21 protein-coding genes, 1 tRNA gene, 1 other RNA gene and 5 pseudogenes are annotated in these 20,994 nt (G+C 55.6%); 5 read left to right on the forward strand and 23 right to left on the reverse strand.

Annotated features, from left to right (window positions below):
• Positions 1 to 99: 99 nt before the first annotated feature.
• From MUBE_RS15360 to MUBE_RS16790, 7 genes and pseudogenes are all read right to left on the reverse strand, one after another.
• Positions 100 to 273 (reverse strand): hypothetical protein, encoded by a 174-nt coding sequence (locus MUBE_RS15360; protein WP_165849644.1) that lies wholly within the window; start codon positions 271 to 273, stop codon positions 100 to 102.
• Between the two features lie 77 nt (positions 274 to 350).
• The gene (locus MUBE_RS15365) at positions 351 to 497 is read right to left on the reverse strand and encodes a hypothetical protein (protein WP_165849645.1); all 147 of its coding nucleotides are present in this window, start codon (positions 495 to 497) and stop codon (positions 351 to 353) included.
• Between the two features lie 651 nt (positions 498 to 1,148).
• Positions 1,149 to 2,222: pseudogene (locus MUBE_RS02195) on the reverse strand (iron-sulfur cluster-binding domain-containing protein).
• Between the two features lie 1,045 nt (positions 2,223 to 3,267).
• Positions 3,268 to 3,734 (reverse strand): annotated as a pseudogene (locus MUBE_RS19245) (metal-dependent hydrolase); the annotation flags it as partial.
• Between the two features lie 370 nt (positions 3,735 to 4,104).
• Positions 4,105 to 4,293, reverse strand: coding sequence for a hypothetical protein (locus tag MUBE_RS16780; protein ID WP_243632762.1), 189 nt, complete (start codon positions 4,291 to 4,293; stop codon positions 4,105 to 4,107).
• A 152-nt stretch (positions 4,294 to 4,445) separates the two neighbouring features.
• A complete protein-coding gene (locus tag MUBE_RS16785) occupies positions 4,446 to 4,733 on the reverse strand; it encodes an SDR family oxidoreductase (RefSeq protein WP_243632763.1) in 288 nt (95 codons plus the stop codon).
• Positions 4,734 to 4,989: 256 nt separating this feature from the next.
• Positions 4,990 to 5,133, reverse strand: a complete 144-nt coding sequence (locus MUBE_RS16790; RefSeq protein WP_243632764.1) for a hypothetical protein — start codon at positions 5,131 to 5,133, stop codon at positions 4,990 to 4,992.
• Positions 5,134 to 5,163: 30 nt separating this feature from the next.
• Between MUBE_RS16790 and MUBE_RS15370 the strand changes: the two genes are divergently transcribed.
• On the forward strand, positions 5,164 to 5,739 hold the full coding sequence (locus MUBE_RS15370; protein WP_165849646.1) for a hypothetical protein: 576 nt from the start codon (positions 5,164 to 5,166) through the stop codon (positions 5,737 to 5,739).
• 232 nt (positions 5,740 to 5,971) lie between these two features.
• Here MUBE_RS15370 and MUBE_RS02220 read toward each other — a convergent pair.
• Positions 5,972 to 6,044 (reverse strand) — tRNA-Ala (locus MUBE_RS02220).
• A 66-nt stretch (positions 6,045 to 6,110) separates the two neighbouring features.
• Entirely contained in the window at positions 6,111 to 7,745 is a 1,635-nt protein-coding gene (gene pgm, locus MUBE_RS02225; protein ID WP_116539328.1) for a phosphoglucomutase (alpha-D-glucose-1,6-bisphosphate-dependent), read from the reverse strand.
• 101 nt (positions 7,746 to 7,846) lie between these two features.
• Here pgm and crcB point away from each other — a divergent pair.
• The 3 genes and pseudogenes from crcB to MUBE_RS16800 all read left to right on the forward strand — a co-directional run bounded on the left by crcB (position 7,847) and on the right by MUBE_RS16800 (position 9,904).
• A pseudogene (gene crcB / locus MUBE_RS19250) lies at positions 7,847 to 8,243 on the forward strand (fluoride efflux transporter CrcB).
• Between the two features lie 422 nt (positions 8,244 to 8,665).
• A complete protein-coding gene (locus MUBE_RS16795) occupies positions 8,666 to 8,974 on the forward strand; it encodes a DUF190 domain-containing protein (RefSeq protein WP_116539329.1) in 309 nt (102 codons plus the stop codon).
• 402 nt (positions 8,975 to 9,376) lie between these two features.
• The gene (locus tag MUBE_RS16800) at positions 9,377 to 9,904 is read left to right on the forward strand and encodes a DUF190 domain-containing protein (protein WP_116539330.1); all 528 of its coding nucleotides are present in this window, start codon (positions 9,377 to 9,379) and stop codon (positions 9,902 to 9,904) included.
• Positions 9,905 to 10,103: 199 nt separating this feature from the next.
• On the opposite strand, the gene MUBE_RS02245 is transcribed toward MUBE_RS16800, so the two are convergent.
• The 8 genes and pseudogenes from MUBE_RS02245 to MUBE_RS02270 form a co-directional block, all read right to left on the reverse strand.
• Entirely contained in the window at positions 10,104 to 10,322 is a 219-nt protein-coding gene (locus MUBE_RS02245; protein ID WP_116539331.1) for a DUF488 domain-containing protein, read from the reverse strand.
• Between the two features lie 100 nt (positions 10,323 to 10,422).
• On the reverse strand, positions 10,423 to 10,809 hold the full coding sequence (locus tag MUBE_RS16805; protein WP_243632765.1) for a hypothetical protein: 387 nt from the start codon (positions 10,807 to 10,809) through the stop codon (positions 10,423 to 10,425).
• Positions 10,810 to 11,001: 192 nt separating this feature from the next.
• Positions 11,002 to 11,157, reverse strand: coding sequence for a hypothetical protein (locus MUBE_RS15380; protein WP_165849647.1), 156 nt, complete (start codon positions 11,155 to 11,157; stop codon positions 11,002 to 11,004).
• A 216-nt stretch (positions 11,158 to 11,373) separates the two neighbouring features.
• Positions 11,374 to 12,323, reverse strand: a pseudogene (locus MUBE_RS02255) (aldolase/citrate lyase family protein).
• Positions 12,324 to 12,490: 167 nt separating this feature from the next.
• The gene (locus tag MUBE_RS16810) at positions 12,491 to 12,709 is read right to left on the reverse strand and encodes a DUF2750 domain-containing protein (RefSeq protein ID WP_341537690.1); all 219 of its coding nucleotides are present in this window, start codon (positions 12,707 to 12,709) and stop codon (positions 12,491 to 12,493) included.
• A gap of 1,634 nt (positions 12,710 to 14,343) precedes the next feature.
• A complete protein-coding gene (locus tag MUBE_RS15385; protein ID WP_165849648.1) occupies positions 14,344 to 14,487 on the reverse strand; it encodes a hypothetical protein in 144 nt (47 codons plus the stop codon).
• Positions 14,488 to 14,748: 261 nt separating this feature from the next.
• On the reverse strand, positions 14,749 to 14,982 hold the full coding sequence (locus MUBE_RS02265) for a hypothetical protein (protein WP_116539332.1): 234 nt from the start codon (positions 14,980 to 14,982) through the stop codon (positions 14,749 to 14,751).
• A 297-nt stretch (positions 14,983 to 15,279) separates the two neighbouring features.
• Positions 15,280 to 15,615, reverse strand: a complete 336-nt coding sequence (locus tag MUBE_RS02270; RefSeq protein ID WP_133297019.1) for a hypothetical protein — start codon at positions 15,613 to 15,615, stop codon at positions 15,280 to 15,282.
• Positions 15,616 to 16,679: 1,064 nt separating this feature from the next.
• On the opposite strand from MUBE_RS02270, the gene MUBE_RS02280 reads away from it, so the two are divergent.
• The gene (locus tag MUBE_RS02280; protein ID WP_133297020.1) at positions 16,680 to 17,072 is read left to right on the forward strand and encodes a hypothetical protein; all 393 of its coding nucleotides are present in this window, start codon (positions 16,680 to 16,682) and stop codon (positions 17,070 to 17,072) included.
• Positions 17,073 to 17,106: 34 nt separating this feature from the next.
• On the opposite strand, the gene ssrA is transcribed toward MUBE_RS02280, so the two are convergent.
• From ssrA to MUBE_RS15390, 6 genes and pseudogenes are all read right to left on the reverse strand, one after another.
• Positions 17,107 to 17,474: a transfer-messenger RNA gene (ssrA, locus tag MUBE_RS02285) on the reverse strand.
• Between the two features lie 192 nt (positions 17,475 to 17,666).
• Positions 17,667 to 18,504, reverse strand: a pseudogene (locus MUBE_RS19730) (maleylpyruvate isomerase family mycothiol-dependent enzyme).
• A gap of 25 nt (positions 18,505 to 18,529) precedes the next feature.
• Positions 18,530 to 19,012, reverse strand: a complete 483-nt coding sequence (gene smpB / locus MUBE_RS02295; protein WP_116539335.1) for an SsrA-binding protein SmpB — start codon at positions 19,010 to 19,012, stop codon at positions 18,530 to 18,532.
• A 2-nt stretch (positions 19,013 to 19,014) separates the two neighbouring features.
• Positions 19,015 to 19,908, reverse strand: coding sequence for a permease-like cell division protein FtsX (gene ftsX, locus MUBE_RS02300; RefSeq protein ID WP_116539336.1), 894 nt, complete (start codon positions 19,906 to 19,908; stop codon positions 19,015 to 19,017).
• Complete coding sequence (gene ftsE, locus MUBE_RS02305) at positions 19,909 to 20,598, reverse strand: cell division ATP-binding protein FtsE (protein ID WP_116539337.1); 690 nt, start codon at positions 20,596 to 20,598, stop codon at positions 19,909 to 19,911.
• A 225-nt stretch (positions 20,599 to 20,823) separates the two neighbouring features.
• Positions 20,824 to 20,985, reverse strand: coding sequence for an Rv3103c transmembrane domain-containing protein (locus tag MUBE_RS15390; RefSeq protein WP_165849649.1), 162 nt, complete (start codon positions 20,983 to 20,985; stop codon positions 20,824 to 20,826).
• Between the last annotated feature and the right edge of the window lie 9 nt (positions 20,986 to 20,994).

The following is a 20,994-nucleotide window of genomic DNA, read 5'->3' on the forward strand; positions in this document are numbered from 1 at the left end:
AATCGTCGAGACAACTGGACGCGTAACCGCCCAGGAAGGTCCCGGCGAATTGGGCCACCGCCAGATAGCCGCGGAGGCAGATATGCCAGGTTGGATCGATCAACTTACTATTTCAGTCATCTCGAAGCACAGCAGGATGCCGCGCTCACGCATGCCACGACCACCGCGGCCGCGTATCTCGATCGGTGGCGTCGCTAACTCAAAGCGAAGGCCGAGCTTCCCGCCGTACTCGCCCAGCTCACCGTCGGTTACCTGGCCGACCAAGACCGACACCGCACGCTTAACAAAGCGTACATCGCAACTACCCGTCGACCGGAATTGCAATACCCTAGTGCAGCGGCATGAGGGGCCTAGTCGCACTGCTTGAACCGTGCATAGAACGACGGTACGCGGAAGTGGTCACCGTGTTTCTCGATGGCGCCATGCTTGAACTCACTAATCACCAATATCCCGATCAGTACCGATGCGCTCACCAACGCCATCGTCAGACTGGTCATGAACTGACCCTATTGGTTCCTGGGCTGCGCAAATTGTGTGTTGCGCTACAATTTGGTGGCACTGACCCCCCAGATAACCAGAATGCACTGTTATGCGCGCTACCAGGCGCTAAGTGCAGCTTCCTATTGCGCAACATCTTTTCTCCGCTTCAATGAGATCCAGAAATGCGTCGACTGCGTCCTGGCTACAGTCGCGTCTTCTACGAAGTGACTTGAAGAAAACCGCATAGCGGGTATCCTGCGGAGTAAGTAACATGAGATTTTTCCTGTAAATGGCTAGATGGCCCAGGAGCAGAACAGTATATAGAGCGTATAGTTGCCAGCAGCCCAGCGGTCGGTCAATGGGCAATAGACCGGCACCCGTTGCATCGATCGGTAGCCAGCCTCCGATCGTCATCTTCTGTCGCGGCGCAGGTAACACTCGGGATGAGCGTAGCTGTTGCCGCATCCACTGCCAAACCTCGGCGACCAGTTTGGCGTCTAGCGACTACGACCAGCAGATGATTCGACGAATCATATTCGCATAAAACAGACATCGCGATCTGATCATTCATCCGATAGATAAGAAAAAATTGTCATGCAACGGAATTGGTGATGGTCATCTTCAAAAACGTTGTTCAGGAACGCATCACCATCTTTGATTACTGTTGATCAAGCATCGACCACCACACAATCATTTCTTGCCCGTGAGATGTAAGCCAGTATTTCGTCATCCCCCTCCGCAATGTGACCCCGGCGGTCAACCTGCCCGGCTAGCACCTGACCTTGCAGGTCCCGCAGAGCCCTTACTGGAACAAGTAGGGGGTGGTCAGGTCACATTCGAGCATCACGTCCAGCGCCGACCGGTTAGCTGGCACGCTGAGCATCGGGTGCAAACACGCACATTCCAGCTCGAAAAGCATCCCGTCGACAACCAGCTACACACTGAATCGTTCGTAGTGGCGTGGCACGTTGGCGCGTTTGTAGCGTGCTGTACGCACCGACTCCAGCATGGCAAGTGGACCGCATACGTAAGCAGCTGTCGTCAGTGCCGTGTTGGCAAAGGTGTCTGCTACTGTGCCGACTCGGCCACACTTGTAGTAAGCCCATATGATGACCCGATGCGACACTACCGTAATCATCTCGTACAGCATCGGCATATGTTAGTAGATTACGACGAATATAGATTTCTCGCCAACTGATTCTACGATAATCCGCCTCTTGAATCGTCAAAAGGGTTGGCGTAAATCCGATGCCACCTATCACGAACAACACGCCATGCTCATCCGTTATGAGACAGAATGCTTCGTGAGAGCCTTCGAACTCGCACGTGTCACCCGCCTTGAAGGTATCATATATCTTCAATTGAACCGCTGGATCGCCGCCGGCGTCGGCAGCAATCCAGCGTACGGCGACACGAGAGTTGGCATGCAGCCTGACCGAACCGTACAGTGAGTACTGATGGTGACCCAAGGTTAGACGAATATCGATGTGCACACCCGGCGCCCAGGACGATAACAATCTGCCGTACACGTCGGCCAAGGTTAACGCGACCACATCGGGTGTAATCATTTCACGTTGGGTGATCACCGCGGTGTTAGTCCGTTGCACCGTAACCACCCGCGATGGCACCCACTGTGGTGCCAACATCAAAGCCACCGAAGAGCACAGCCGTCCCCACAACGCGGTGTAGGCATGGTCGCACTTTCGGTGACCGTACAAGTATGCGAATATGCTATTCCAAATGCTCTGCTACACAGCATCTCTTGTTATATATTCCGGAGATCTGCTGTGAGAATTACACCCTCGATGACCAGGTCGACCCACTCGCTGGCAAGCCGACCGATGACGTCGGTATGCGAAGTCACGACCAAGTGCCGGCCTTCGATTGGGACGACCCTGCTACAAGCTGGAATCAAGCAGGTTAACTGCTACAGAACTGGCTACACAAAATAGTCGTGACACGCTACTAGCACTTGTACCGATACCGTAAGCCTGCGGCATCTACGTCAGCATCGACCCGGACATGTTGGCGCAGTAGAGGTTGAGTCTATTGAGTGTAGTCATCGATCAACCGGTACACCGCACGGCACTGACTTCCGGCGCTCGATCAGTCAATAAGTTCAAAAGCTACAACAACTTTAATACCTACCCGAGAGCAGAATGCCAACTCGAACACCACTGTGCACAAGAAAAACAGATGCAGGATCTATTTGATGACGTTAGCTACGGCACGGGGTGTGCACGATGACTGTAGAAACCCACCGACATAGTTCAGATTCTGCCCGAATATGTACGTGAACGAAGCGATTTTGAGCATAATCGATCCGTTGGTGACCGCCGCTCAGGCCTTAATCTAGCCCCAGTCGTGAGTCAGCAGGTGCACCTAGTTCACCCCCGGGTTGTCGATCACCGTTCTGATGTCCGAAAAAGTTTGCAAAAAGCGTTATCTCGGCAAGAAGGCCAGGAACGCTGATGCAGCGAAACCACACACATTGTGTGGCCACAAAATTGTATCAGTCAACGGGCCGCTCTGTGACACCGTCCGACACGTGGTTGTTATCCGTATCGCCGTAGACCACCAAGATAGTCGGGCCTCCTCGATCGATCTCGGTGTACGAGTGGACCGCCAGGGTTACATTGCCAGACACGGTCCCGATTGTGTGAGTCATCTGCCCTCGATGCTCAGTGAGACGCCCAGGCAACAGGCTACCGAGCCAAGTTAGTCGACCATGCCCCCGCCCAGCTGTGGCGAATAGAAACTCGGCTTGCAGTAGGCGCCGATGGCCTATACGAACTGGGATGGCCCGAGCACTCAGCCGGGGCGCACTGCATCAAAGCAGTCTCGCCAGCACGACATGGCCCCCGACAACACGTGTGGGTCGACCGAGTACATGAATCGCACACCGCGTATCCACGCACCGGCTGTCACCAACAGCGGAGTACGCACCCGCCATCAGCCCCCAACACGAAGATACTTCATGGTGTCAAAGGCGACCGCTTGGTCTTCAACTCCGCTCTGCGCCGTACCGACGCAACAAGCCTAGCATCACTGGGTCGGTGCTCCAGGGGCTTGTCAAACAGCCAGGTGATCTGGTTGGTAAACGGTGTCACCTCAATACCCCTGGCAGCAAAAAGCCCAGGCATACCCGAATGTGCTTGGGAATGCATGGCGTCCTGGCTGATGAATCCCTGGATGCCCAGTCGCAGTTAGCCGTCTTCGATCAGCAGCAACACCGCCTTTAATACAAGGACGATTCGCTCGTGATCGAGCGAACAATCATGTGGACAGACTGTCTGATCATCGCGGGTACACTGTGGTTATCTCCCTACTGCGTTACAGCCCTGAGAATATTCTCTGGCCTGGCTAGGCACTGCGCGTCCGTCTCAGCCTCAGTGATCAGATGCTCACGCCGCAGGAAGCGGACGAGATCGTTGACCGTTTTGCTCAGCACCGGCTCGCACAGGGAGACCTTGGCGAGGGCACGTGTGCCGGTACCCAGTGTTGTCGTAGCGCTTGTCCCGCATCGCCGCGATCTTGTCGACCGACCAAGTGAGGCAATCGGCCGGACAGAGTGGATCTCGCGGCACGTACCAACGGTGCCACTGCTCGACGAAGGATACGCTATCACGGTAGCCGTGCCGTTCCGATAACAGTGGGATGATATCCCATCAGATTGCAGTAGTAGTCGGTGGTGATGTTGAAGACGGTGTCAGCTGTACCCGGGAAAGCCATCAGCGCGACAACGTGATCCGCGACCAAGTCCGCTGGCAACAGGCTGACTTGATTGTGGGCTTTGACGACCAGGCCGTGCACTATGAATTATCGTCCTGGGTACCAAAGTCTACGTGGGTGGGCGAGATGAGGAAAGCCGGTAGACGCGCACGTCGAGTCCGTGCCGCTAGGCCGCCAGCACCAGCTGCTCCGTGACTCACTTAACATCTGCGAAGAGCTGACGTCTAGGACGCTCATCTCGATCGTTGGCATCGGACCCCCGACCACCGGCTTGGTGTTTCAGCCGTAGACGAAGGTGTTAGAGGCCAGATAGCAAGGTCTTGGGGTGTGCGGTCAGTATCAGGAGCAAAAGCTCCAAGTTGCCAGCTACGTTTACCGGGCTCTAGGGCGTCGTAAGTCCGCGCGTAGTTGACCAAGTTACCGTTATGGACGATGACATCGACGCTGTCAACCAGTAGCTGGAACGCCACCCTGCCGATCCTCAGGTCAGGCTCGGCCAGGCCCCCGCAGATTATCCGCACCCGCGCTCGGGCCTCGGCTTAAATAGCTGAAGACTACAGGTAATCACGCTGCAGTATAGCGATGATCCAATCTAGGCCATGTCCCGCATCAGTGGCGCGGGCCAGCGCGTAAGCAGTGTAATAGGTCTGTTGAAACAGGCTGAACAGCAAAAAACGGTCCCAGAAATCCGATCACGCTAGTCAACAGGATCGCGCTCGGCACACCCGCTCACGCCGGTGAGAGCGCTAGCAGCGGCAACGATGCATCGGCACACATCTATGCGGTCTCGTATACCTTACACCCCACGGAAATCTGAGCCAGCACCTGCCGTAGAGTGTGCAGCGGACGTCCGGACCCATCCCCGAACTTCCGCATCAGCACGAAAAAATCAGCCGCCCTGAAGCGCTGCCGCAGCCGCATGTTGACCTCCTAGGCTAGTTCCCACACGCCATGCTCGTACAGCACGGCCTGCAGGGCCGCGGACAGTTCCGCCAAAGCCAGCAAGTTAATGCGGTACGCGGTAACAACACGTCGCACTTCACACAACTACGTATCAATCAGGTCGAGATCCTCGTCGGCACCGATGTCCATCACGGTCTCCGCAAGTGTGCCGTACTGGCGCTACCGTCGAACTTCCCGATAGGCAAACACATCGTCGAACACGGGCTGATGGCGGTTGCCGATGGGCTCAGCCGGAAGCTCTCCGCTGCTGATCAAGCGCACCACGGTAGGACAACTCACGCCACAAAGGTCAGCGTACTGCCAGGTGGTCACTGTCATGCTCTGCGGCGCACTAGTCACCGCATTGCCGGCCTGCAAGGCTGTCACCACCTGTCGCAACTCCTGATGAACTTCTCGCAGGAGCTCGACGCAGTCATGCTCATCACGCGCATCTGTGCGCTACCGCGTAGCCACGCCGCTGCTCATGGACAACAAACAAGAAACCCAGTACCGGCGTTAGGCCCTGGCGCTGCTCAGGCAGAAACGTTTTCGACTCAATGGCCCAAGCACCCATGCCACACCTAAACTCTCAGGCTATCCGAACGAATCGCACGATGTTTCGTAATCTCCGGGCAATACTGCAAGCTTCCGACTATTTTTCAGGCCAGTGTTGAGAGGGGCACGCAGCGTAGGCCAATAACTTCACTTCGAGATGATCCATGTTGAAATTCAACGCTGGGCGTTGATCTGTGACAAAGGTGCCGCTAGCGAAGGTGCTATCTATCAGCACTTTGCCATGAAACCGCAATTTCCGGAGTGGAGCTAAGGGGGCTCGAACCCCTGACCCCCACACTGCCAGTGTGGTGCGCTACCAACTGCGCCATAGCCCCGAGAAGTTGTGTTCATCGAAGCTACACCACTGTTAGGGAGCGTTCAAAGTCACTAGTCAAACGTCCTTACCCAATAGCTTGATTGACCACCTCGCAGGCTGTCTTTTGCACTGCGGCCAGATGCTCAGGTCCGTTGAAGGACTCCGCATAGATCTTGTAGACATCCTCGGTTCCCGACGGTCGTGCGGCAAACCACGCGTTGGCCGTCGTCACCTTTAGGCCGCCCAGCGGAGCACCGTTTCCCGACGCGGTGATCAACTTTGCAGTAATCGGTTCTCCTGCCAACTCGGTGACCTTCACCTGGTCCCCCGATAACTTGGCCAGCCGGGCTTTCTGGTCACGGTCAGCGGGCACGTCGAGCCGAGCATACGACGGGGTGCCGTACTTGGCGGCCAGTTTCTGGTAGCGTTGCGAGGGGCTTAAGCCGGTGACGGCCAGGATCTCGGAGGCCAACAGCGCCAGGATGATGCCGTCCTTGTCGGTGCTCCATACTGATCCATCGCGCCGCAGGAACGACGCCCCCGCTGATTCCTCGCCGCCGAAGCCGATCGTACCGTCGATCAGACCGTCGACGAACCATTTGAACCCTACCGGCACCTCGACCAACTTGCGGCCGATGCCGGCAACCACCCGGTCGATGACCGAAGAACTGACCGCGGTCTTACCGACCGCGATGCTGTCCGGCCAAGACTGCCGGTGCGTGTAAAGGTAGTCGATAGCCACCGCCAGATAATGGTTCGGATTTAGCAAACCCGCGTCGGGAGTCACGATTCCATGACGATCGGAGTCGGCGTCGTTGCCGATGACGATCTGGTAATGACCCCGGTTGGCGATGAGCGAGGCCATCACGTCCGGCGAGCTGCAGTCCATCCGGATCTTGCCGTCATGGTCAAGTGTCATAAACCGCCACGTCGCGTCTACCAGCGGATTGATCACGGTCAGGTCCAGATCATGCCGCTGCGCAATCTCGGCCCAGTAGTCGACGCTAGCCCCACCGAGCGGGTCAGCACCGATCCGGACCCCGGCGTCACGAATCGCAGCGATATCGACCACATTAGGCAGGTCGTCGACATAGCTGCCGAGATAATCGTGGCGTGCTACGGCCTGCAGCGCGTGAGTTAGTGGCGTGCGCCTGACCATCGAACCACTGCCACGCAGAATCTCATTGGCGCGCTTGGCGATTGCGTTGGTCACATCGGTACCGGCCGGGCCGCCGTGCGGGAGGTTGTACTTGAAGCCCCCGTCAGTCGGCGGGTTGTGCGACGGCGTCACAACGATCCCGTCGGCCAGCGCGGCGGTGCGACCGCGGTTGTAGGTCAGGATCGCGTGGCTGATCGCCGGTGTCGGCGTGTAACGGTCTCGGGAATCTACCACCGCTACCACGTTGTTGGCGGTAAGGACTTCCAACGCCGAAATCCATGCAGGCTCGGACAAACCGTGCGTGTCACGGCCAATGAACAATGGCCCCGTGGCACCGTGCATAACGCGATGCTCGACGATGGCCTGGGTGATGGCCAGAATGTGAGCCTCGTTGAAGGTCCCGCCCAGCGACGACCCACGATGTCCCGACGTGCCGAACACCACTTTCTGTGCGATGTTATCCGGGTCGGGTTCGATGGTGTAGTACGCGGTGACCAGTTGCGACAGGTCGACGAGGTCCTCAGGCTGGGCCGGCTGACCGGCACGTGAATTGGCCACCATGGTTACCAATTCTGCCCATGCTCGGCGTTCCCAGCTTACCTGGCCGGTCAGTCTGACCGTGCGCTGCCTAGCGCATCGGTAAACTCGAAGGGAATCCAAGAGTGCCAGATCATCGAGAGCTAGCCGCGGTGGTCTGTGTCGGTGGCACGCTGGATATAGCGACCCTCACAGCCCTGAGCACCCTCACGGTCTCCGAGCCGGGGTGTTGGCCATAGCCGAACTTTCATCGTCAATATAGTCGGCGTTTTTCTGGTGAGTTCTTTCACCACCTGACTACTGGAACGGTTACCGCTGTCGAGTGATAGGCGTCTCCTGCTCGACATCCGCTAGTAAGACGGGTTAACCACGTTCTCGACCATGCAGGTTGAGACGCTAACGATGATCAAACGTAACGCCTGAAGTCTGACCGCCCGCTAAACAATGATAAGCATCATGGCGCGCTTGCTGGCTGTACAGCTGGCCACAGTTTTGGTGCGCCGAGTTCGGGTGCGCCAATGACCGACACTGCGGCCATGACGGCCGCAACCTGGACCAACGACAGGGTCGCATTGGCCGCGGGTCAGCGCTGAGCCTACTGGTGAACCGCGCCAGGTAGCGAGGTCTTTTCCAGTCAGCATATTGGACGGTAAACATCAACGGTACCACGCTACTGGGGTTTCTGAGCGGCTTGGCGTTGAGCAAAAATGCAGTCCTGCTGGCCGGTATCGAATTCATCGATGGCTACACTGCTTTATTTTACCTGGATGCTGGAAAGTCAGCGGCTAAGGGAAGAAAGTCAAACACGTTCAACATTTGTCAATATCGTCACCAGTGTCGGGCTGGGTGTGATCGCGGTACTACTTCGGCAATGGGCCACGGAGCAACTATGAAACGGCAGTGTTTGAAGTTAACGGATATTTTTTGAGCGGCAACATACTTCGGTGAGCGGCAATGGGTCAGCTTCGAGTCGACTTCTGGCGGATTCCATCTTGGACTTGTTCGACGCCCGCGACGTTGCGACCAGCGTGATGCTGCGTGGAATCGCCAGTTTCGAGCCGAACCACGAACTGTGCAGTGACGCATCGCTAAGCCTGTCCGAAGACCCAGCGGTGGCGATTGCCGCGGTCGGCGTCAAGCCGAAAATCCACTCCCTCGTCCACGACGTAACCGCGATGACCAGCCACGGACTGCTGACTCTGGAGCGAGCAGTGCCAGCCGCCGAGTCTAGCAGATACCAGTACACTAGATGACTTTGACAACCACAACAGGGACCAAAACTGGTGATGAAGTCAAGATCACTGCCTACGTTGGCTGCCAGGAGCGCATAGTCGGGAAACTAGCTCGGTACGCGATATACGATTTTTGCATCGACACGGATACTGGTTCAATAGTACTTTTCGACGTCGACGGCAAAGTTCACGGTAAGTGCCGCCGGGCCCATTTTTTTCTGCCGCAACGTCAATGTTCCGTTGATGATCAACGGTATCGGGTCGACTCAACAAGTATCAGCAGGCGAAGCCAAACTCGCCATCCAACTGTCTAACCCATTGCTGACCGTCTACGAGGGTGCGCATCTGCAAACGCGACAATCAGCTGTTCAAACGACACCAGCCGCTGCCGATGAAAACAGACGCGCCCTGTGACAAAAGCTGATGATCTACACTGCCAAGGCCGCCCGACACGACGAACTGCCGATCCACCACGCGCTCGTCCAGCGACTACTGCAATTATGGCTATATTGGTGCGCAAAGGTTTTGCATGTTATCTGGGGATTTGATGGCGGCCACCAACCACACGAAGACAAACTATTTCAACTCACCCACAAAGTGCCGTCGACTACGATCATCGTTAACACCCTGGAGTCCATTCCACACAGTTTCGACATCGTCGACGAACTGACGACCCGATACGGGTTGGTAACCAGTGAGATGGTTCCGGCAACACTGCTCCTCGACGGAACACCCTGTGGTTCTAGAAGGCCCAACGAAATTACGCTGCGCAAAGCACCGCTAGTGGCCACCCCGATGTTGCCGAAGACTAGCTGCCGCGAAGGTGGGGAACATCGTCGAGCGTGCACGGCACACGTCGAACGTCAACCGTCAGTTGGCTACGTCGAATTCACCGAGAAAGACGTAACAAGGCCGACATCCATCGATCGACTAGCGCCGCAACCCAACTAGGCACAGCTTTCACGTCGTCAGGAGGCGCCTAGACCAAGACCAATTCGTCAATGCCCAACTCAGATAGCGCCACAATAGCATACACCGGAAGACCGGCCAGAGCCACCGCTAACCACAGTTCAAAGCTGTCACGGCCGAAATCGCCGCACAGCTACCCCTGGTCTAACTCATGGAGTGCTGCACTGTTAGACAGCCCCGCCTAGTAATGTACCGCAAACTTGTTGAACCGCTCCGGCTGATGCTGGTACCATTGGCGGAGTTCTTTCTGCAGCGTAACGCTTTTGAGCCAGATGTCCACCCGCGGGTCAGTCTTGTGGAATTCTTGCGGCCAGATTCTACTCACCAAAACGCGCTGGCCGTCGTCGGAGTCAACGTCGTGATGGACTCGCTTTACCCGAATGCCTAGCTGAACGGCCATCAACCTATCGCCTCCGCGACTGACGTCCGCTGGTGAGTTCTTCGACATCTATGGCGTCGCCGGGATTTATGCTGACCCGATCAGGAACATCGAAGTACGATTACAGAAACCGGCCAATCAACTCAGGGAAGTTCGGTCGTCCCGAAGACCACGTTCCACAATACTCAGGGCGGCCGCATCGGTCAGCGCACAGACCCGAGCAGGAATTGGCCGTCGGCGGCGACCCCGGCAAAGACAGCGTGGGCACGCCGTAATCGCCGGCATCCACGATCCACTGATGTTCGGCGCGAATGCCATCTTGGGTGCTCGGGTCGGCTAGCGCCCCATCAAGAATCGTCAGATCGACACCGGTGTCACCCAGTAGGAGTTGCGCCACCACGAGATCGTGTGGTTTGCCGCCTGCAGAGTACAGTTCATGTACAATAGCAGTATACCATCGGTCCAGTAACGACAGGCCGGTTGGCCGCAGCATTGCACCGATTCGCATCAAGGCCCAGCCATAGGAACACTCTCGCTGTCACGAGTGCTTCTTGCCTGTTTAGCGATTGATCGCTTCGAAGTCGAAGAATTGCCAGTTATACAGCGATTCCCAGCTGCTCCCGGACATCGCGGATCTACAACGATATCTGGTATGCGAACGGGCACAGCGAGTCCAATTGAAAACCAGCGGCTGTATTTATCAGACCAAGTTCTTTTTCGCGGTCATAACGGCAAAGATCGTGATGTTAGCCGCCGCCGCGGCGGTTACGACGCTCAGATCGCGAACCTTGACATGAAAGTGAAAGCCCACCGCCAACACGAAGTAGATCGTGAGCATAGTGGTGGTCAGACACACCAGTCCAGGCGACCATCGTGTCGAGAACAGTCCAATCGCGGCCGCCGTCCTGATAGGTGCGAATATTCACCGGTACCGGGGCGGAAAATCGATTGCATCAAGCACCTACGTCACAAACGGCAGCGGAATAGCTGTTACCTACAGCACTCGCGGCTACGTACGTCGCGAACACATCATTAGGTGCACGCTGATACCATGACGTTCCCCAAACGCGGTTCAGTAGTTATACGTGTCCAACGGCGCGGACGAACGAACCTGTTCGTCATCGAAGTCGGACACTAAGATGCCTTATGCACAAACCAACTTGAAGATCTTGGTAGACTGCGCGATGTGCAGCAGATCAGAGCCATTGCAGATCTCTCCCCAATCATGTTCGCACTCTGCAAAAAGATTTCAGCTTAATATATTTCTTAATACTGCAGAGATAGTACCTCATTAACCACCGAACATTGTTCGAATATCAGGAAGATCTTGCCTGTCACCCCGAACTCGACAGAGAAAACCGTAGACTCGATGAACGTCAACCATCAGAACCGATCATCGTTCCATCAACCGCACTGTTAAAGTTGGCCACCTTAGCAGCACATGGTGAAGCGTGATCGTACATACGCCAGAGTCATCAGGTCTTCCCGGAAACTGTTTTCACGGCGGAAATCGTCGATATCAAAAGCGAGTCGAAAGATGCTCGTGACCGCCGGCGATCTCGGTGATGCGCACTACAATCTAGACCGCAGGCCGTCCCAACCAGTATCACGATCGGCACGTTGGGTAATCGTGTCGCGATCTCGGTGACATGGTCCACCGATTCGACCATCACCAACGTCACCCTGCCGACCAAGCTAGTCGCCAATGCAGCTATGTCGTCCGCCCACCAAGGAATGCCAAAGCCATTGATAAGAAACCAGTCGGAGTTTTTAGTGCCAAGACAACGCATGACGCGGTCGCTGGCCATAAGCTTGTCCTTGGTCATGACCACATTCTCGGCGTCGAACACGACGATGTCAGCGCGAGAGCGCGCCGCTGACTGAAACCCGGTTGGCATACAAACCGTTTGATAATAGCTAGCTTTCAGCCAAAACGGGATCGATACGTGAACCAACGTCAACACCATCCACCGAGTAGCCATCGAGCTGTTCATACGTTGTTTGATCTGTCGTCGTCCTAATTCCTTAGGTACGTAGCTCGCCTCCCTAAACCGTAGCCGCATCACGAAACGAATGGCCCAAGTACCCCACAACAGACTAGCGACCCACGCTGACTTTGGCTACGCAACAGCTTCGCTGATGGCGAATGTTGCACGATTCAGGTTCGCTCGAAATAGCGCGTCACCTATTCAGTAGGATTCTCCCAGGAGAGCCCGAGCTAGGTCCATAGGGTCGACCGCAACACCAGCCACGTCAGAGTTGTAATTGGTGCCTACCAGATAACCGCACTCATGCATGCCTTTCAGTGGCCCACCGACGAACTCTTCGACGTCCATCGCTGCCGGCTCCCAACCCTCCCGCAGCCCGGCAGTGTGCTGTCGCGCATAGGCCGAAGCGGAGTAGACCAGATGGACCGGAACTAGCTGATTGTCTTCTCGTTAATAATGGTTCGATCCGACCCACAACCTCCACATATCAGAGTTTATGCAAAACCCAGACTTCGCCGTTGATGCACACACGACTGATAAAGTGCTGATAGCACGCCTCAACATCGACACTCAAATGTAAAGTCATGCTCGATTCTAACGACCCGAAAACAACAGTAAAAACCTGGTCATCGTTATACTTCCAATAACAACTGGCCGAACTGCCCCGGTACGACAAGCTTGGCGAGCAACGCGGCGTCGTCTCTTGACTCGCGCGCTTGCATTCGACAAAAACGGCAGCAAGTCAATCAGCGTTAGACAATCCGAGCACACCCAGAAATTCGAGGCGCTGTCAACACTGCGACAATCCCGAAGCGAGCTCACTGGTTAATGCTATCGAATGTCGATGCACAGTAGAATCGCCAGCAGTGCTAGGAAAAACGCTATCAGGCTCCAAGTGGGCGTCTGGTGGTAATTCGGATTCGACGTTGTGGTAATTATCGAAACGTCATCGGTGGTACCGAACTAAACCAATTGCACTCCGACGATCGGCGTCGTCGCTTGCGGCCGACAGCTGATACCGAAGACCTCAAAACCTTTTAGTCGCAACAACATAGCAAATGTCCGAGTAAACACTGATAATCAATGCCACAGAAAACTATGGTGTCATCCCAACTCCTAGTAGACTAATAGAATGTATTTCTGTACTGTCGGCACTACACCACTTAACGTGCGATGTAAACCGATCGGTATACTTCAAGCGACGAACAGACCGTGCGATACATAGCACACGAAAATCAGAGGAATCCGTAGCACACACCAGCGCATTTTAGACGCCGTAGCCGAGTTTTTCTACTTAGAGAGCATTAACACCACCGACGTCGATTGACTTGCAACCGAGTTGGTAATATCTAAATATGCTCTTTACCAATACTTTCCAAGTAAGTCGGCAGTCGTAGAGGAGTATTTGCGCAGCCTGGAACGACGAAAGGAAAATCCTTCTAGGGCAGATGTCGACGACCGAACGCCACACGAGCTGCTACTGACCCTGTTCTACATTCCCGATCCATTTTCCACACCCATACGGAGCTACCCTTTCCGCAACGCAACTGACAAGAAGCAGGAGCCATGTCGGAAGTTAAAAATTGTTCATGCTAACAAGCGTAACTTCATCAACGGTACTACTAAACTCACCAAGCAAGCGCCACTGACCCACACCTGCTGAGCAAGCAACTCGCTGTACTCTACGAAGGTGCGACTACACTGGCCACGTCCTGGACGACGCATCACTGTGGATGCTGACCCACACCGCAGCAGCGACGCTAATCGACCAAGTGCTCACCTGGTGAAACACCTACTTGCAGAACGAGACAGAGCCAGAGCAGACTAATGCGTTTGATGACGCGTGCAGTAAGTCGTTGTGTCACGTACCAGAACCTCTACTCATCTGGATCACACCAGTGGCAGTTCGCACACAGCAAGCCAACGAGGGATGAGATACCCGAGGCAATCCGAACACTTCCCGAGATCAACAAGGAACAATCTATCAACATGAACCGTAGTTATGGACGAAACCCGTTGAACAGAAAGTGAAAGAAACAAATCTTTCACTCAATCTACAGCGGACAACGTCCTGGCCACATCAACAACAGCAGCTGCACGAGTACCACGGCGACGGCTCTGTCGACTAACCCAAGCGTCGCAGCCAGCTCGGTATCAATCAACTGGGCCAGCACGTTATCGACTGGATTCAGTTGCATGGCGAACCCTATCCTCAACATGATGAGCTAAAGCACTTGGAGTATGTCAACCAAGCTGATCACTGCCCGCCAGCAGGGTGCTGTGGACTGATCTTTGGTTTGCAGAAATCAGGACAACACTTCTGTGCGCATATCTAGTACGGAAACTGTTCGATAGTAGTAAATTTCATGATAAAAGATGGTGCTGATCTTGCTCTGACTGTTGAAGACAGTGCTCCCACAAGTGCACGCGTTTAAACCACACTCGGCGAAAATCGCGGATTAGATGTTGGTGATGTCCTGTAGGTGATTGGTCAACTTGTCCTTGATATTTGGTTCGGTGATGCCGAAAATCAACCGCAAAATGATGTCCAGGGTGAGTACATTCATACAGTCAAGTCTGTTAATATCGGCATCGGCAAATCGTAGCGCGATGTGCTCACGGGTGACCAAAGCGATCATGTCACGAATGCCCTGCAATGCGACCCGAATGAATGCAGGCTCGTATCCACGCACGCTCAGCTTCGTCGGTCATCAACACTGAGTGCTCGCCCATCACGAGACCCAGGATTTAGTTTCCTTCACCCACGTGCAGCAACTTCGGTTCGGCCACGAAGATCTCTTTGATATATTCTAAAGAGGTATAGAACACGAGATTGTCGATATACGGCGGCACCCGTAGTGAGAACGTGTCTCCGTGCCTATGGCGCATCGCCGGTAGGAATCGTTCCCGAAAGCACGCTTTGCAAATAGCAAAGCAACGGTGGCCCCGGTGACAACCTCGCAGTCACAGCGCCAAGCCGACCAACTCGGTTACGTCGAACCCCCCGACCATGCCACATCGTTGTCGACGCAGAGCCAGGGTAGCACACCGATGAACTCCTGGGCTTCCCCGGACATGATCAGAAAATCTTTGAGGAACAGCAGGATGTGGAGAACGCCGCTCATCCGTGCCAGCACCGCCGAAGTCAGATCACCGACCAATTTAGCGACCTCAGCAGAAAACTCGTTACAGCACACTAGATAGAACGGCGCACCCAGAGTGCAAGTGACGTCTTTCCACTCCAGGTTAGTCCGTACTTCCCGGTGGGGGACACCGTACAACACGTACGACACGTTGCCATGCAGCTTGCCCAACACATAGGCCAACCAGTCTCACACGCCACCGTCGGCGTTGAACGCTCCGATGAAGCGAACAACCTCATTTACCATGGCTAACTTTAATTAATATAACTAACAATTGTTAGTCATATATAGAATGCGTCCATGCAACCATCACGCACGACCCGCGACAAGCTGCTGGCTGGCACTCTCGTTTGTGCAGTTACAACAACATCAGCTCACACGACATTACTCACACAGCAGGGGCAACCATTGCGTCAATCAATTACCACCTCGGCGGCAAAGGATGCTCTGCTTGATGACGTGCTGGGCCGTTGCTTTGCCACCCGGAACCAGCGTGTCCAGGAAACGTTCGATCAGTCTGCAGCGACCAGTCCTTATAGACAGGTCTGTGTCGTTCTTAAAGCCACTGTCGATTCGTTCGAAGAGATTCACCCAACTATCTACGCATACATCGAGTCCCACGCACCTGCGCTACGTTCACCGACACTGCAGGAACGCCTTGCTGCTATATACGCCGACGTCCGGCAACGGACGGTCGAATCTGGCTCGCGCTGCTCTCGTTGACGAAGACATGGAACTACCTGAAATCTTGCCAACCACCGTCTCGGTACTGATGACCATCATCGATATCAGTGGATCGCCAACCCGTCAGCCATCCCTCAATCCTCCGCGGTTCTTCAAGCGCTCACCGACATCGGCGAAGTCGTAGCAGGCATCACGTGGCAGTCGCCGTGAACCACACGGCCTTCGGAATGTCTGCCCTGCGCTCGATACGGACGTCGCTTAGCCTGGCTACGCAAAGCCACACCGTGGTGTCGCCAATGGCTGGCACTCGGTAAATCACAGTGTCTAAACGCGCTGCAAGCGATCGTCATTGGCTATAGATATCAGTACGAGACTGACCCACAGATCGCAATGCTCTAGCGATTTCAAACAAGCTGGCCCAGAGATCCGTCCAGAAGTAGAAGTTGTGCAAGCCGAGGACCTTGTCGAGGCTATCGTAGGCAACCAGCAGGGTTATCCCTTCGCTCCTATAGACCGAGATGCCGCCGGATATAATAGATTTCGCGTTATGAACGCACCTTCGTGTGTTTCTCCCCAGGAATCCCTGGGATCCAGACGACGACATCGTCAGCCACCTAACGCGAACCGGCACCGGATATCACCACTTAAGCTGGGTCTACTACCCTGCCGACATGTGGGTTACCCACGTCAACGATCTCAAACTTGGAGTTGTCGGAATGGCTGTCGGTGCGCTGTTAGCGATGTTAGTCACCGAGCAACTCGCCGCCTCTAAGTGGAAGCCACGGCACTCTACGGGCATGCCTGCGCAGCAGGTCGTAACATCGGCTGCCTGGCATATATCACCAACACGACGGCCCGCCGATGGAGCGGATTTCGAGAAGGAAACCGACAGCGATGTTAACGTTTCACACGTGGTTGCTGCCCCCGTTGCCACCGCGATACTTTACTGTGCTTAACAATCGTGGGCGGGTATCCCAAAATGCCATTACGCAGTGGAGCTGCCGGGAATCGAACCCGGGTCCTACGGCATTCCTTCAAGGCTTCTCCGTGCGCAGTTCGCTATGCCTCTGCTCAGATCTCCTGATCCCGCGAACTAGCCAGGATGACGATCCCAGTCGCTGTAGGTGTCCCGATGAGTCCCGCGACCAAACTCATCGGTGGATCCCTCTAGCTGATGCCAGACTCCGGGGCGAGGGCGTTCCCGGTCTGACAGACTAGCCGTCGCTTAAGCAGCGAGAGCATAGTCGCGCTGATGTGAATCGGCGCTTATATTGTTGCAACGACGCTTATGGTGGTCTCTTGCCTGCACCAGCACGCTTCCCTTGATTCGATGCGCGAAGTCGAAACCTTTCAGCCCCTCGCGTCCCTACCGACTGTCGGTCGGGCTATCTATATTACACTGCTAGCAGCGAACAGCAACGGAATTATCTTCCCGACCCCGGAGGGGCCGAGCCAGGTTGCCGCAATCTAGGCTGCCAGAGACCCTTCTCGCGGGCTTTTCCGCGCTGAAATAGATCGCGACGTCAACCGTCTACTGGGACCAGTCGGGGTCAGGTCGCAAAGTCCAGCCGCTCAACGATCTGGGCAGCGACGTCCCTGTCACCACCGAGCTCGATATCCTGTAAGCACACCGGACACATCAGGTGACTGCCGGCCAGCCTGGTGAACTGCAACCCGTCCGGCCGGATGATCGCCGTCGGTTGCAACCCACCGAAGTCGTCGACCAGCTGAACGCAGCCATCAAAGCTGACCAAGATGCGACAAGCCAACGGACACTCGACGCACGCACCACCGAGTTCCTGGGCTAATTTGCCAACGACAAACCCTATGGTGACCGTAATCTCATCGAGATACAGTTGCGACACAGGCTCATAAAGCTCGTCGTCGGACTACGGGCGGCGGCAACGCGTCGTGGAATCTTGCCCGTGCACCCAATAGTTGAAGACCCGTTATCCGCATGAACCGGCCGTAACTATTCATACCTGCCGGCGTCGGGATCGGTGCATTCCACTCGTCATCAGACACGTCCGACAGCGCCGTGCAGCGAGCGTCAGTCACCACACGGTAACACTTTGCCAACGCTTGTCCCGGATTCGCTGTTGAGCTGGAGCACCTAGCATTCGATTCATCGCTCCGATGTCATTGTGCACATGCTCAAGCAACTTGACGTCGATATCCAGTTGGAGTGGGGTAATTTCTTGCAGGAATGACTCGGTGCTAATTAGTGTGCGCCACGACGGCCTGCACGTTCCACCCGAGCAGCGGCGTCGGCTTGCAGCAACCACCCTGGGGCAGCCCAGCTAGCAACGCGTCGATGGAGTCCCACACAGCGAACAGACCGGCCAACACGTCAGGCTCGTCAAGTTGGGTGAGGGAACGAACAACCATAAGTCAGATGTTCGGCCAATCTCGCTTAGATCACGCCCTTGGCGCGGCGGCCTAGCTCCCGGGCCATTTCGCGCTGCGCGTCGCGGCGTGCCATGTCCTGGCGCTTGTCGTGCAATTTTTTGCCACGCACTAGCGCGAGCTCAACTTTGACTTTACCCTCGGTAAAGTACAACGACAACGGCACTAGAGCAAGGTTGCCGTCGCGGATTTTGCCAACCAGGGTGTCGATCTGGCGGCGGTGCAGCAATAGTTTGCGGTTTCGGCGAGGATCGTGATTGGTCCAGCTGCCGTGCTGATACTCCGGAATATGCAGGTTACGCAACCACACTTCACCGTAGTCGACGGTGGCAAACGCATCGGCTAATGACGCATGTCCCTCCCGCAGGCTTTTCACCTCGGTGCCCAACAACGCCACTCCCGCCTCATATAGCTCGACGATTGCGTAATCGTGTCGAGCCTTACGATTGGTGGCCACAATCTGCTTGCTGCCACGCGAGTTACTGGCCACGCTTACCGCCGCACATAGATACGCAACGTTGCATAACCGGTCAACGCAGCTAACACCACGCCAAGCAGCAACAGCCACGGAGAGATGTATAGGACGTCGGCATAGTCGACACGGGCGATCAGATTAGCTTGATAGAATTGGCTTAACGCATTGTTCAAAAGCATTGTTCGCACCACAAGCAGGCCGACGATCGCGATGACGGCGCCTACAGTCGCCGCTGCCATCGCCTCCAGTAAGAAGGGGAGCTGAGTGTACCAGCGGCTGGCACCGACCAGTCGCATGATGCCGACCTCGGTGCGCCGCGTATAAGCCGCAACCTGGACCATGTTAGCAATCAACAGGATCGCCCCAATGGCCTGCACTAGTGCGATAGCGAACGCGACGTCGCTCAAACCGTCTAACACGGCGAACAGCCGATCGATCAGTTCCTTTTGATTGAGCACGGAAAGCACCCCAGACTGGCTCTGTATCGCGGAGTCAAATTCCTTGTGCTGCTCAGGGTTAGCCAGCTTGACGACGAACGACGCGGGAAAGGAATCCTTACCCGCAACATCTTTATACTGCGGAAATTTCCGAATGGCGTCGTCGTAGGCATCCTGCCGATTAAGGAAACGCACGGATTTAACATCATCTCGAGCTTCGATCTTTCCCCGCAACGCCTTGCACGGGTTGGTGTTGCAGGTCGAATCGTTCGCCGACACATCGTCGGTGAGGAAAACCTGTGTCTCGACTCGATCAAGGTAGATGCTTCGGGAGTTGTCGGCCAACCGGACCACCAGTAGCCCGCCACCAAACAGGCCGATTGAGATCGTGGTCGTCAGGATCATGGCGATCGTCATGGTGACGTTGCGACGAAGGCCAGTCACGACCTCGTTGAACAGAAAGCCAAAGCGCACTTAGCGATCCATCCCGTAGATACCACGCTGTTCATCCCGAACCAGCCTGCCCAATGACAGCTCGACAACCCGCTGTCTCATCGAATCAACAATGTGGTGGTCGTGGGTTGCCATCAGCACCGTCGTCCCAGTGCGGTTGATCCGCTCCAATAAATCCATGATGTCCTTACTGGTGTCTGGGTCGAGGTTGCCGGTGGGTTCATCGGCCAGCAGTACCAGCGGCCGGTTGACAAACGCGCGAGCGATCGCCACCCGCTGCTGCTCGCCGCCGGACAGCTCGTCAGGCAGCCGGTTTGCTTTGCCGGACAGACCGACCGTCTCGAGCACGTCAGGCACCACACGGTTGATCGCATCCGAGCGTCTGCCGATAACTTCCAAAGCAAAGGCAACGTTCTCATACACCGTCTTTTGCTGCAGCAACCGAAAGTCTTGGAAAACGCAGCCGAGCACCTGTCGTAGCCGCGGTATGTGGCGACCGGGCAGTTTGTTGACATGAAATTTCGAGACACGCACGTCACCGGTAGTCGGTGTTTCGGCGCCCAGCAGCAGCCGCATAAAGGTGGACTTGCCGGAACCTGACGGACCGATCAGGAAGACGAATTCACCCTTGTCAATTTTGACGTTCACGTTGTCCAACGCCGGCCGCGCCGATGATTTGTACTGCTTACTGACATGGTCCAAGGTGATCATCACGGCTCGCAAGTGTAGCGATGAATTTCGCTGGAACGCGATGGTCAGCGAACGGGCATCGACGAAGTGGGGGCTAGGCGAGTCCCGCCTAGGGTGGCTGCATGGGTGAAGTGGTAGCGACGGTCGACATGACCGTCACCGTGGATGATAGCTAGTCCACTCTGCTACACCCACGTGCAGTCCAGGTCGGACGCGACGCCTGGTGACACCACCTGGTTAGTCGGCTCACCACCAGAAGTTTCCGGTGTGTGATAGCCACCACACTGTCAGGAACACCGCGATTAACGCCAGCGTTGAGGCACGGATCCGGCCACTGAACATGTGGCGAGGCCAGCGTCGTTGGCCGTCTTCGCCGCCCTTACCTAGGATGTTGAGCACGAACTTCACCGCCGCTAC

The organism is Mycobacterium uberis (assembly GCF_003408705.1).
Taxonomy (GTDB): Bacteria; Actinomycetota; Actinomycetes; order Mycobacteriales; family Mycobacteriaceae; genus Mycobacterium; species Mycobacterium uberis.